This is a genomic window from Bacillus cereus group sp. BfR-BA-01524 (genome assembly GCF_022662595.1).
GTDB classification, from domain to species: domain Bacteria; phylum Bacillota; class Bacilli; order Bacillales; family Bacillaceae_G; genus Bacillus_A; species Bacillus_A thuringiensis_S.
On the sequence record NZ_JAKUDW010000009.1, the window covers coordinates 47993 to 61221 of the forward strand.

Sequence of the window (13229 nt, forward strand, 5' to 3'; positions counted from 1 at the left end):
TGATTGAAAGGGGAAAAGGATTATGATGAAACATGTTTTTCAAAAAGGAAAAGATACGTCAAAACCAGTGTTGTTATTACTTCATGGCACAGGTGGTAATGAATTAGATTTACTACCACTTGCAGAAATAATTGATCCGGAATCGGCGGTATTAAGCGTTAGGGGAAATGTGTTAGAGAATGGGATGCCGCGTTTCTTCCGCCGATTAGCAGAGGGCATTTTTGATGAAGAGGATTTAATTTTCCGTACGAAGGAATTAAATGAATTTTTAGATGAAGCGGCTAAAGAATATGAATTTGATAGAAACAACATTGTAGCTATCGGTTATTCGAATGGAGCAAATATCGCAGCAAGCTTATTATTCCATTACGAGAATGCATTAAAAGGTGCTGTGCTTCATCACCCAATGGTACCTAGAAGAGGAATGCAATTAGCAAATTTAGCAGGGAAATCTGTGTTTATTGCTGCTGGGACAAATGACCCAATTTGTTCATCAGCAGAGTCAGAGGAATTGAAGGTATTATTAGAAAATGCAAATGCAAATGTAACAATGCATTGGGAAAATCGAGGGCATCAATTAACAATGGGTGAAGTAGAAAAAGCAAAAGAGTGGTATGACAAAGCATTTTAAAAAAAGAAGCATCTGCTAACGATTAGCAGATGCTTCTTTTTTATTTAAGACTGGATTGCAAGATGAGATGAAGAAAGTGGTAGCTCAATATCAACAATCGTACCTTTATTTAATTCGCTTGAAATGTGTAATCTACCATGATGTTCTTCAATTATTTTGTAACACATCATTAATCCTAGTCCTGTGCCTTTTTCTTTTAAACTATAAAAAGGTTCGCCTAGACGGGAGATACGATCTTCAGGAATGCCGCAACCTTCATCGATAATTCGTATTAAGATGAAATTATCCTCTAATGGTTTTGTTTGGATGAAAATATTTCCGCCATTTGGCATTGCTTCTATCGCATTTTTTAATATGTTTATAAACACTTGTTTTAATTGGTTACCGTCACATTGAATATCATATACGTAATCAAAATGATCCATGATGATATGAACGCTATGCATAATTGCAGTCGGTAAAATAAATGTAACTACCTCTTCAATTAAAGTTTGTATGTTACAAGTTTGGATAGATAATACTTGTGGCTTAGACATCGCCATAAATTGACTCGTGATGGATTCCATTTGTGAAATCTCACTTAACATAACATCGATATACCATTTCTGCTCCTCACTTATTTCAGGGAGGAGCAACGTTAGAAAACCTTTTAGAGAAGTGAGTGGATTTCGAATTTCATGGGCAATTCCAGCTGTCAGTTGTCCGACTACTGCGAGCTTCTCTGATTTTCGTAGTAACTTTTCAGTTTCTTTTAGCTCAGTAACATCTCTCCCCATCACGATAAGACCTTTGCGAGAACCATCAGGATGATAAAGCGGAACTTTTGATATACTTAAGATTAGATCGAAATCATCTCTATGTATAATAAATTCCTCGCCATGAAGAATTTGTCTTTGTTGCCATGCTAGTTCATCGATTTCTTCACAATGTAAAAAAGCTTCTCGGTATGCTTCATTATATTGAATGAGTTCGCTATCTTTTTTCCCGTGGTAAGGTACATGATGGAAATTGAAGCAAGAAAGTGCGTAATCATTTGCCTCAAGCCAGCGCCCTTCATGATCTTTAAAAATAACAAACGCAGGCATGGAGTTTACTAATGTACGTAATCTCTTCTCACTTTCTTTTAGCATATTCTCAATTCTTTCTGATTTTTCAAGCGGCTTCATAATAGCATATACGCCAGTAAGACGATTTTGAACAAAAATAGGAACTAGTTTTGTCACAACATCTAATAAGAATCCATTTTTATGATAAATAGATAAGATATACTCTTGTTGATTATCCGCTTCAGTATTCTTTATATTTTGTAATACTTGCTCAGAAATATGGGCTTCTAAAATAGAGGTAATATTTTTCTGTTCTAATTCTAAAGAAGTGTAACCTAATATTCTTTCGGCAGAAGGATTTATATGTAGAATAACTCCTTCTAAATTTAATGAAATAATACTATCAGGATTGTGTTCGAACAGAGATGCGTACATTTCTGTTAATGAACGATCTTGTATATGGTTTCGCAAACGTCTAGAAATGTTCGGATGACGTTTTTTTTGAGTTGGTGAATATTTTTTACGACTCATAATAGTTCCTCCGTACAAATAGCATCTAAAAAGATTTGTCTATTCATAACTATAATATAGATGTAATGTGTATTTCTATAAAAAATGGAAGTTATAGAATAAATTTTGTTTTTTTATTTTTTGCAAGGTGAATGCAGGATGGTAATAAGGGGAGCTTATATTGTTTTATAAACCTTTTGTAAGTTACAGACGGCTGTTTTCCGTATAACATTAGGGTAGAGGAGGGGGAGAGAAAATGAAAAATTATATTCAAGGGATTGATCACGTGCAAGTAGCTGCACCTGTAGGGTGTGAAGAAGAGGCGCGTGATTTTTATGGGAATACGATTGGTATGGAAGAAATTCCAAAGCCAGAAGAGTTGAAAAAACGAGGTGGATGTTGGTTTAAATGCGGAAATCAAGAAATCCATATTGGTGTCGAGCGGAACTTTACACCAGCTAAAAAGGCTCATCCAGCTTTTTATGTGAATGAAATTAATGAATTTAAGCAAACACTTATAGAGCAAGGTGTTAAAGTGATTGATGATTATGCACGGCCAGATGTAATTCGATTTTACGTGTCAGATCCATTTGGAAACCGAATTGAATTTATGCAAAATAAAGACTAGGTGGATTCCCACCTAGTCTTTAACTTCTTCTGAAAAGTCCTAACACTTCTACAGTTTCTGTAATATTAACGAATGCATTCGGGTCGATTTCAGAAATTGTTAGTTTCATACTTGCTAATTCTTCACGAGAAACGACCGTCATAAGTACACGCTTTTTCTCGCTTGAATAAGCACCTTCGCCATCAAGTAACGTTATTCCACGTACAACAGTTGAAAGAAGTTGTTTTTTCATTTTTTCTGCTTCATTTGTTACAATCATAAGTGTAACTTTACGATGTTTTGTATGAACAGCATCAATTACTTTACCAGTTACATAAATTGAAAGTAAGCTTGTAAGTGCAACATCCCAGGTGAAGAAGAATCCTGCGATTATTACAACGACTGTATTTAAAACAATAAGGAATCCGCCAAGTTTAATGTCTCGCTTGCGGGATAAAAGCATACCGATAATATCAAATCCACCAGTGGATCCATTACAGTTAAAAACAAGACCGATACCAGCTCCGGCGATGACACCTCCGAAGATAGAAGATAACAATGGATCTGTTGCTACGACTTTTACTGGAACGTAGTATAATGCAACAGATAATACAACTACAGAGACAACTGTGTTAAAAATTACTTTTTTTCCAAGACCTATGTACCCTAAAATAAGGATAGGTAAGTTTAATACAAAGTTAATAATGCCTGTGTTTACAGGGGTTACAATCCCTAAAATAATAGCAATTCCGCCAATTCCACTACTTAAAATTTTGTGGGGGATAAGGAAAAGATTAAAGGCAACCGCAATAATAATAGAACCGATAATAACACCAAGGAATCTGACCATTTCTTTCCCGTCCTTCACTGAAAAATTCATATTATTTCAAGATTATATATGATATTGAAAGTTTTGGGTGAAAACAGTTTATTTAGGTAAATTAGATTAATCAAAAGAATTTGAGTATTTTATTATTTGAAAGGGGATACAGTTGTGAAGATAAAAACATATCAACAGAAAAGCCCGTTGAAGCAAGAATGTGAGGATTCTTATTTTTGTAATAAAGAAAATAAGATTTATGGTGTATGTGACGGTGCAACACCACTTGTCCCGTTTCGTGATGAAAAGGGACATAATGGAGCATACATCGCTTCGCATTTATTTGCAAGTTATTTTACTGCATTACGAGAGAATCATAGTTTACAATTTGCAGTTGCCAAAGCAAATGAAGCATTGCAAAGCAAAATGTTAGAATATGAAGTAGACACGAGAAAAAAAGAGCATTTGTGGTGCACATGTATCGCGGCAGTCCAAATAGTTGGTGAGAAAATTGAATATGCGCAGCTTGGGGACTGTATGATTGTCGCAACTTTTCAAAATGGAACGATGCAAGTATTAACGAAAGACACAGTTGAAGGAATTAGTAAACGAGCAAAAAAGAAGAGGGAAGAAGATCGTAAAAAAGGGTTATCTGTACCAGAAGAATATGTTTTTCAAGATGTTCGAGAACAGTTAAAATACAATCGTTATCTTGCAAATATGCCAAATGGTTATTCAGTTGCAAATGGAATGAAAGAAGCGATACATTATTTACAACATGGTGAATTACATACAGATGAAGTGAGTGGAATTTTTATTTGTTCAGACGGGTTATTTCACCCAGATTGGTCATTAGAACAAACCGTTGCATATATAAGAAAGAATAGTATAAACGAATATGTAGCAATCATTGAAGAGCTAGAAGGCGAAAAAAGAATAAGGCCAGATGATAAAACGATTATTATGATTGATTTTTAAGAGGAGGCAGTTCAAATGGAAATTAAATGTGTCAATCTAACATTTCAAGATGAATTAGTTCCTTTAGAAAAAGTAAATAAACTGATTATTCACCATACAGCTGAAGATGGATGGGACGTGTATAAAACGCATGAATTTCATCAAACTGTAAAAGGGTGGAGCGGGATTGGTTACAACTATTTTATCGAAAAGGACGGAACAGTAGTGGAAGGGCGAGGTTTACATATTGGAGCGCACGCGAAAGACCATAACCGTCATACAATTGGAATATGTATGACGGGAAATTTCGATAAATACGATCCCACTCCTGCACAAGTGAATGCATTATATTCTTTATGCAAAATGTTTATGAAGCAATTTGCTATAAAGAAAGAAAATATACTAGGTCATAGAGAGTTAGAAGGAGTTACAAAAAGCTGTCCTGGTAATCGTTTTTCTATGGTAGAGTTAAGGAAGATATTATCTTAAATATAGAGGAGTAACAGCGATGATGAATATAAAAATACCAAATGATAAAAAAGAAGAGCTTGTAGCGCAAATTCAGCAATTTTTCATGGAAGAAGATTTAGATGAAATTGGACGTTTCCAAGCAGAGCGTTTAATAGAAGAAATGATTAAATTAGTTGGACCATTTGCATACAATCAAGCAATTGGAGATGCAAGAAAGCTTGTAAGTGAGAAATTAACGAATATCGAAGAAGATTTATACGTGCTAGAGAAGAATGAAGGAAAATAAAAAAAGAGCCGATGGGCTCTTTTTTTATTTTTCTTTCTTGTGTTCTTTATATTCATGTACTTTTTCTTTTACATTACCAACTGTATCTTTAGCGGTGCCTTTCACCTTATCCCATTTTCCTTCAGCTTGTAACTTCTTATTGTCAGTTACTTTCCCGACAACTTCTTTTACTTCGCCCTTTACCTTATCGATGGCACCTTCTACTTTTTCTTTTAAACCGTGTTCGTGCTTAGTCATACATTTCTCCTCCTTGTAGTTTGATTAGAATTTTCTTTTCATATTGCAAGTTGAATGATGTATCTAGTAATAGCGTAACAAATTTAGTTTGAATATTCAAATGATTAACGGGATAGAAAAGGAATTGTCATAAAATGTTTAAAAATGTAACGGAAGGAGAAAGAAAGTAAATTATATGTCTTTTGCAGTCCATATCGATTTCGTATAAGCGATTTTCATATGGGCACGTTCCATATTATTTTGACTGCCGCTACCGAACCTTGCTTGTCCAACTATTAAAGTACAATTGGATTCAATAGCTGTCTTAATTCGTCTTTGAATTAATGCAGTGTGACAGCCTTTACGCTGAAATTCTGGCAAAGTAGCAGAAGCAGCTAATGATGCGACACCTTTATTTATATACAGGACACCAATACCAGCAGGGATATTTTGAACTGCAGCTATGAAAAAATGCCATCCTGGTTCATTGTAAAGAATTTCGTTATTTTGGCGAACAGCATCTTTTGTAAAGGAGGGCATATTAAATCCACGTACATATATGTCTGCAAAAATATCAAATTCATTTTCTTTTAATTTTCGTATTGTAATATTAGAAGGAAGAAGTGATGAATCCTCTCTCGGTATACTATACAAAGCAGTATGGAAGCTAGATTGGTAAAAACCTTTTTGAGATAAGTATTGAAATAATTCAGTTGTACCTTGTGCTGGGGTAATTTCAAAACGACAAGGGATTTGTAGTGATTCATAATAAGAAATGATTGCATCAATCGCATCTGCATTTGTAATACCTTTTACCGTATTAAAAGCAGGACCGGCAATTATTTTTGATGAAAAGGCAGTGGCACTACCGAACTTTTTCATTTGCACTTGCATTGGATTTCCACTCATTGCTTGTAGTCCCTCTAATCTAGAAGAGAGCATATCAATTTCTGCATTTTCAATTTCTGTTGCTATATCGAGTGTCATAACAGTAGTCATAAAATTCCTCCGTTAATAAATATATTTCATAGTATATATACGATTTTTGTTTTGAGATTCCTGTTGTAATGTAGGAGAATAAGAAGTTTTTTGGAAGGGAAATGGAATTGAACTGTCGAAGGGAGTAGAAACAGATTAAAGGTGGTGCTCTCATGAAACAAAAAGCCGTGCAGACATGCTCTCATTGTGGTTCTCAAAACATAGGAGAAGGTGAGTTTGTCGGATATGCACAAATACGGAAAAAGGAAACGATGTTCACATCTTCACCGGTGGATGCTTATATTTGTACAGACTGCGGAAATATCCTTTCATTAAAAGTACGACATTATGAAAAGTTTAAGCAGAAGCCGTTATGATTATTGAGTAGTGGTTTTATTAGGGTAGTTAATAAGAGTAATATTTTACATATATATGAGTATGCCTCAGATAAAGAGATGAAAACATATACTGTACATAGTTCGTTATATGACACATAAAAATATATAGAAGAAATTGTGAGGCAATAGGAGGAAGAAAAAACAGCTCCTCTTGGAATATTTCATATTTAAAACTCCTTTAAATGAATAAAGGAGTTTTTTGATTTTTTATAACAATAATTACCTTAAATTGTTATAATTGGTTATTAGGAGAGGGTGGTTTATTAACGCCATAATCATAGAAGAATAATAGCTAAATCGTATACAAAACCACTATATAACACAATCGCAACCGTAAGTTGACAAAGTGCAACCGCAGGAAGATAGAGATAAGGGGAATGTTTACATACAATTTAGTTAAGAAAACAAAGGGGGATACACATATGGGATTTGGTGAGAAGCTTTTTAAATTAAGAAAAGAAAAGGGTCTTTCTCAAGAAGCATTAGCCGAGAAATTAAACACAACAAGGCAAGCGGTTAGTAAATGGGAAAACGGTCAAGGTTTTCCTGAAACTGAAAAGTTAATAATGATTGGAAATGTATTTGAAGTATCACTTGACTATTTATTAAAAGAAACTGCTGAGCAAAGTAACGAAAAGGAAAATGGTTATTATGTAAGTAAGGAAATGGCAGAAGGGTATGTAGTGTATGGACAAAAAATTTCTAAATATATTGCATTAGGATTTAGCTTGCTTATTTTATCTACAATACCGTACTTATTATTTAAAGAAAATGCAACAATGTCTACGTTTCTTGTCATTATCATTGCAGTACTTGGGATCGGAGCAATGATGGCACCTGTAACGATAGAAGAGAGTCGATACAATGTATTGAAAAAAGAAGAACTACTATTTGATCAAAACTTTCTAAAAGAATTGACCAAAAGATATGCGACTATTAAGAAGAAGTATGCGGCAGTAGTGATCGTTGGATTTTGTTTTATTGCAGCAGGAGCGATACCGTTTTTATTTGAGAAAAAACGAATCACTTCGGGAGAACTCGTACAGTATTATCCTTATTGTGTTGTACTTATTGCTATCGGATTTTATCTTTTTGTTCGTGTGTTAGGGGTGTTAGAGACGTATCGGATTTTAGTAGAAAATAAGGAATACAGTAATCGTTTTATTTTTAAATTGAAAAAGAAAGTAAGGAAAAAGGTAGATAGTTTATAAAAAATAAAAAACATGTTTCGAATCAATGTATTCAAAACATGTTTTTTATCGTTCTGAATTATTTCCAAAGAAATAATTCAGAAAATACAGAAAAATGTCGTAATTATTTGTAGAAGTCTGTTATAATAAACGAAAAAATGAAAACGTTTTAAAGGGGGACATAACCAATATGATGATGAATGTACCGCTAACAATTAGTTCTATGATGGAAAGAGCAGAGAAACTGTTTTCGAAGAAAGAAATTGTTTCACGGACACATGATACAGTTACAACGTTAACGTATAAGCAGTTAGGGGAAAGAACGAGAAGACTTTCCAGTGCGTTGAAAAAGCTTGGAATTAAAGAAGGTGAACGTGTAGGAACGTTAGCATGGAACCATCATCGGCATGTGGAAGCGTATTTTGCTATTCCAGGTATTGCTTCTGTTTTGCACACAATTAATATTCGTTTATCTCCTCAACATATTTCATACATTATTCAGCACGCAGAAGATCGAATTCTACTTATAGATGAAGATCTCGTACCACTTGTTGAAAATATTCAATCACAATTATCAACTGTACAAGCTTACATTATTATGACTGATAAAGATGAACTCCCAAATACGGCGCTGAAGCCTGTATATCATTATGAAAAGCTATTAGAAGAAGGTGATCCGAATTTCCAATTTGTAACAGATATTGATGAAAATACACCTGCTGGTATGTGTTATACGTCAGCGACTACAGGAAATCCAAAAGGTGTTGTATATACGCATCGTAGTACTGTATTACACTGTATGGCACTCGGTTTAGCTGATACAGCTGCTTTATCGGAAAGTGATGCAGCAATGGCAATCGTCCCGATGTTTCATGTGAACGCTTGGGGACTTCCTTTTGCGGCTACTTGGTTTGGATCAAAACAAGTTCTTCCTGGACCGATGTTTACTCCAAAAATTTTATTAGAGATGATTCAATCAGAAAAAGTGACGTTAGCTGCGGGTGTGCCGACAATTTGGCTCGGCGTATTACAAGAGTTAGAAAATCATAGTTACGATTTATCTAGTATGACGAGAATACTATGCGGAGGTGCAGCGGCGCCGAAAAGTGTTATTAAAGCATATGAACAGAAACATAATGTTCCGTTCATACATGCATATGGTATGACTGAAACGAGTCCACTCGTAACACTTGCACGTTTAAAAAGTTATGAAACGGAATTATCGTATGAAGAGCAACTAGAAATTCGCTCCAAACAAGGATATCTTGTACCTGGTGTCGAGATGAAAGTAGTCGGTACAAATGGTGAAGTGAAGTGGGATGGTACTGAGATGGGAGAATTATGTTTACGAGCACCTTGGATCGCTGAAAGCTATTATAACGATGATCGTACTGTCGAAGGTTTTCGCGATGGATGGTTATATACTGGTGATGTTGTCACAGTGGATGAGGAAGGTTGCGTGAAAATTGTTGACCGTACGAAGGATGTTATTAAAAGCGGGGGAGAATGGATTTCTTCGGTCGATCTTGAAAATGCTTTAATGGCACATAATGCTATATTTGAAGCGGCTGTCGTTGCAGTTCCTCATCCTCAGTGGCAAGAGCGACCAATTGCCTGCGTTGTTCAAAAGAAAAATAGTACGGTTACAAAAGAAGAAATATATGAGTTTTTAAAACCACAGTTTGCGAAGTGGTGGTTGCCAGACGATATTGTCTTTATGGAAGAAATACCGAAAACATCTGTTGGGAAGTTTTTAAAACAGGCGCTTCGGAAAGAACTGGAGCATTTGCATAGAGAGAAATAAGTGAACTTCTATTTGTAAACTCTAATACATTAACGGTTGACAAAAGAGGAGTGGAAAGATAATATAATTTTTGTGATATGTTATCTAAAATGAATTTCAAGTTTACAAATAGGAGAAGCAAATATGAATACAAAAAACTTAGTTTTCGTCGCTTTATTTAGTTCTATTATGGGAGTGTTAGGGTTAATACCTCCGATTGCTCTTTCTATTACACCAGTTCCAATTACATTGCAATCACTCGGTGTTATGCTTGCGGGTGGATTATTAGGATCACGTCTAGGTGCGTTAAGTCAGCTTATTTTCTTACTTATTGTAGGAGTTGGAGCACCATTGCTTGCTGGTGGACGCGGTGGCCTTAGTGTATTTGTTGGACCAAGTGCAGGATATTTACTTGGTTACATCATTGGGGCGTTTGTTATTGGTTATTTAATTGAGCGTTTACGTGAAGTTTCTATTATAAAAGTATTATGTATTAATATAATTGGTGGTATTTTCCTAGTTTATGTATTTGGTATTACTGTACAAGCGTTCTTAATGGATGTTTCTGTATGGGAGACAATGAAAGTGAGTGCTGTGTTTTTACCAGGGGATTGTATAAAAGCAATTATTGCGGCAGTTCTCGTAACAAAATTACATCGTTCATTGAAACATATTATTACGCCCGCTTTAAAGAATGGAAAATATACAAATGCGGGATGATAAAGGGAAGAAACACGTTAATTGCGTGTTTCTTTTTATTATTTTTGTAAAGAAAGGACGTCTCATATGAGTGTTACAAAAGAATACAAAAAGCATGCTTCTTTACAACCAAATAAAATAGCGATAAAGGAAAATGATAGAGTATTAACATATAAAGAGTGGTTCGAGTCAGTTTGTAAAGTAGCAAACTGGTTAAATGAAAAAGAATCGAAGAATAAAACAATAGCAATCCTATTAGAAAATCGTATAGAGTTTTTACAACTATTTTCTGGTGCCGCTATGGCCGGGTGGGTTTGTGTTCCGTTAGATATAAAGTGGAAACAAGATGAGCTCAGAGAAAGAATTGAAATCAGTAATCCGGATATGATTGTGACAGAACGATATAAGGTAAATGATCTATTAGATGAAGAAGGAAGAGTAATTGAAATTGATGGGTGGAAAAGAATGATAGAGAAATATCTTCCTACATATTCCACTGTAGAAAGTGTACAACATGCTCCTTTTTATATGGGATTTACATCAGGATCAACAGGAACAGCAAAAGCATTTTTACGTGTACAACAATCGTGGGTTCATAGTTTTGATTGTAATGTACATGACTTTCATATGAAAAGAGAGGATTCGATTTTAATAGCTGGGACGCTCGTTCATTCTCTTTTCTTATACGGGGCAATAAGTGCATTATATGTAGGACAAACGGTGTACATTATGAGAAAGTTCATTCCAAATCAAGTACTAGATAAGTTAGAAACTGAAAATATATCAGTTATGTATACAGTTCCGACAATGCTTGAATCTTTATATAAAGAAAATAGAGTAATAGAAAATAAAGTGAAAATTATTTCGTCAGGAGCGAAATGGGAAGCTGAAGCGAAAGAAAAAATAAAGAATATATTTCCTTATGCGAAAAGATATGAATTTTATGGTGCATCAGAGTTAAGTTTTGTAACAGCACTAGTCGATGAAGAAAGCGAAAGAAGGCCAAATTCAGTAGGAAAACCTTGTCATAATGTGCAAATTCGAATATGTAATGAAGCAGGCGAAGAAGTACAAAAAGGTGAAATAGGAACTGTTTATGTGAAAAGTGATCAGTTTTTTATGGGATACATAATAGATGGGGTTTTAACACGGGAGTTGAATGCAGAAGGCTGGATGACAGTGCGAGATGTAGGCTATGAAGATGAAGAAGGCTTTATATATATTGTTGGTAGAGAGAAGAATATGATTTTATTTGGAGGAATTAATATTTTCCCAGAAGAAATAGAAAGTGTATTACATGAACACCCAGCTGTTGATGAAATAGTTGTAATTGGTGTGAAAGATAGTTACTGGGGTGAAAAGCCCGTCGCGATCGTAAAAGGAAGTGCTACAAAGCAACAATTAAAGAGTTTTTGCTTACAACGATTATCTTCGTTTAAAATACCGAAAGAATGGCATTTTGTAGATGAAATACCTTATACAAATAGCGGGAAAATAGCTCGTATTGCAGCAAAAAATATGATTAAAAACCGGGAGAAGATATATGAATAGAGCGGTTATTGTAGAAGCGAAAAGGACGCCCATTGGTAAGAAGAATGGGATGTTTAAAGATTATGAAGTTCAGCAATTAGCAGCGCCGCTTCTTACGTTTTTAAGTAAAGGAATTGAGAGAGAGATAGACGATGTTATATTAGGGAATGTTGTTGGGCCGGGAGGGAATGTTGCAAGATTATCTGCTTTAGAGGCAGGACTTGGCTATCATATTCCTGGTGTAACGATTGATCGGCAATGTGGTGCTGGTTTAGAAGCAATTCGCACCGCATGTCATTTCATTCAAGGCGGGGCAGGTACTTGTTATATCGCAGGAGGAGTAGAGAGTACAAGTACATCACCTTTTCAAAATAGAGCGCGATTTTCACCAGAAACAATTGGAAATCCTAATATGGGAGTAGCGGCTGAATATGTTGCGGAGCGTTATAACATAACGAGAGAAATGCAAGACGAGTACGCTTGCCTTAGTTATAAACGGACACTGCAAGCGTTAGAAAAAGGATATATACATGATGAAACATTGTCTTTTAATGGATTATTAGATGAATCTATAAAGCTAGAAATGAATTATGAACGAATCATTAAAAGAACAAAGCCCGCATTTTTAAAAAATGGTACAGTAACGGCAGGTAATTCATGTGGTGTAAATGATGGGGCATGTGCTGTTCTTGTAATGGAAGAGGGACAAGCCCGAAAGTTAGGTTATAAACCTGTCCTTCGTTTCGTTCGTAGTGCTGTGGTTGGAGTGGATCCTAATCTCCCGGGAACGGGTCCAATATTTGCGGTGAATAAATTATTAAATGAAATGAATGTAAAGGTAGAGGACATCGATTATTTTGAAATAAATGAAGCGTTTGCTTCAAAAGTTGTAGCTTGTGCAAATGAATTACAAATTCCTTACGAAAAATTAAATATAAATGGTGGTGCAATTGCGCTCGGTCATCCGTACGGTGCATCTGGATCTATGCTTGTAACACGTTTGTTTTATCAGGCGCAAAGAGAGTCTATGAAATATGGAGTTGCTACATTAGGAATTGGAGGTGGGATAGGGATTGCGCTATTATTTGAGAAAGTAGAAGACTAGCG

Annotated in this window: 15 protein-coding genes; 11 read left to right on the forward strand and 4 right to left on the reverse strand. The window is 35.1% G+C overall.

Annotation, left to right across the window (positions count from 1 at the left end; translation table 11 throughout):
- The first annotated feature begins 22 nt into the window (after positions 1-22).
- The gene (locus tag MR170_RS04820) at positions 23-631 is read left to right on the forward strand and encodes an alpha/beta hydrolase (RefSeq protein ID WP_043315358.1); all 609 of its coding nucleotides are present in this window, start codon (positions 23-25) and stop codon (positions 629-631) included.
- Positions 632-675: 44 nt separating this feature from the next.
- Here MR170_RS04820 and MR170_RS04825 read toward each other — a convergent pair whose 3' ends face one another.
- Positions 676-2208, reverse strand: a complete 1533-nt coding sequence (locus MR170_RS04825) for a BA3702 family sensor histidine kinase (RefSeq protein ID WP_000087652.1) — start codon at positions 2206-2208, stop codon at positions 676-678.
- A 235-nt stretch (positions 2209-2443) separates the two neighbouring features.
- Here MR170_RS04825 and MR170_RS04830 point away from each other — a divergent pair, with 235 nt between their 5' ends.
- Positions 2444-2815, forward strand: coding sequence for a VOC family protein (locus tag MR170_RS04830; RefSeq protein ID WP_000800772.1), 372 nt, complete (start codon positions 2444-2446; stop codon positions 2813-2815).
- 19 nt (positions 2816-2834) lie between these two features.
- Here MR170_RS04830 and MR170_RS04835 read toward each other — a convergent pair whose 3' ends face one another.
- Entirely contained in the window at positions 2835-3644 is an 810-nt protein-coding gene (locus tag MR170_RS04835) for a YitT family protein (RefSeq protein WP_000251348.1), read from the reverse strand.
- A 126-nt stretch (positions 3645-3770) separates the two neighbouring features.
- Here MR170_RS04835 and MR170_RS04840 point away from each other — a divergent pair, with 126 nt between their 5' ends.
- The 3 genes from MR170_RS04840 to MR170_RS04850 are packed head-to-tail and all read left to right on the forward strand — an operon-like array spanning position 3771 to position 5328.
- Complete coding sequence (locus tag MR170_RS04840; protein ID WP_242307406.1) at positions 3771-4592, forward strand: protein phosphatase 2C domain-containing protein; 822 nt, start codon at positions 3771-3773, stop codon at positions 4590-4592.
- A gap of 15 nt (positions 4593-4607) precedes the next feature.
- Complete coding sequence (locus MR170_RS04845; RefSeq protein WP_029443046.1) at positions 4608-5060, forward strand: peptidoglycan recognition protein family protein; 453 nt, start codon at positions 4608-4610, stop codon at positions 5058-5060.
- 19 nt (positions 5061-5079) lie between these two features.
- On the forward strand, positions 5080-5328 hold the full coding sequence (locus MR170_RS04850; protein ID WP_000981064.1) for a DUF2164 domain-containing protein: 249 nt from the start codon (positions 5080-5082) through the stop codon (positions 5326-5328).
- Between the two features lie 24 nt (positions 5329-5352).
- Here the strand turns inward: MR170_RS04850 and MR170_RS04855 are convergent, their stop codons facing one another.
- Both MR170_RS04855 and MR170_RS04860 read right to left on the reverse strand, forming a co-directional pair.
- Positions 5353-5565, reverse strand: coding sequence for a CsbD family protein (locus tag MR170_RS04855; protein WP_000160425.1), 213 nt, complete (start codon positions 5563-5565; stop codon positions 5353-5355).
- A 171-nt stretch (positions 5566-5736) separates the two neighbouring features.
- Complete coding sequence (locus tag MR170_RS04860; protein ID WP_242307407.1) at positions 5737-6543, reverse strand: GNAT family N-acetyltransferase; 807 nt, start codon at positions 6541-6543, stop codon at positions 5737-5739.
- A 152-nt stretch (positions 6544-6695) separates the two neighbouring features.
- On the opposite strand from MR170_RS04860, the gene MR170_RS04865 reads away from it, so the two are divergent.
- The 6 genes from MR170_RS04865 (at position 6696) to MR170_RS04890 (ending at position 13227) form a co-directional block, all read left to right on the forward strand.
- Positions 6696-6899, forward strand: a complete 204-nt coding sequence (locus MR170_RS04865; protein WP_075719524.1) for a hypothetical protein — start codon at positions 6696-6698, stop codon at positions 6897-6899.
- A gap of 443 nt (positions 6900-7342) precedes the next feature.
- Positions 7343-8131 (forward strand): helix-turn-helix domain-containing protein, encoded by a 789-nt coding sequence (locus MR170_RS04870; protein WP_346749463.1) that lies wholly within the window; start codon positions 7343-7345, stop codon positions 8129-8131.
- 169 nt (positions 8132-8300) lie between these two features.
- Positions 8301-9914, forward strand: coding sequence for a long-chain fatty acid--CoA ligase (locus MR170_RS04875; protein ID WP_242307410.1), 1614 nt, complete (start codon positions 8301-8303; stop codon positions 9912-9914).
- A gap of 123 nt (positions 9915-10037) precedes the next feature.
- On the forward strand, positions 10038-10613 hold the full coding sequence (locus MR170_RS04880; protein ID WP_242307411.1) for a biotin transporter BioY: 576 nt from the start codon (positions 10038-10040) through the stop codon (positions 10611-10613).
- A 66-nt stretch (positions 10614-10679) separates the two neighbouring features.
- The gene (locus MR170_RS04885) at positions 10680-12143 is read left to right on the forward strand and encodes an acyl-CoA synthetase (protein ID WP_242307414.1); all 1464 of its coding nucleotides are present in this window, start codon (positions 10680-10682) and stop codon (positions 12141-12143) included.
- A complete protein-coding gene (locus MR170_RS04890; protein ID WP_242307415.1) occupies positions 12136-13227 on the forward strand; it encodes an acetyl-CoA C-acyltransferase in 1092 nt (363 codons plus the stop codon). The genes MR170_RS04885 and MR170_RS04890 overlap by 8 nt, the downstream gene beginning before the upstream one ends.
- Positions 13228-13229 lie beyond the last annotated feature (2 nt).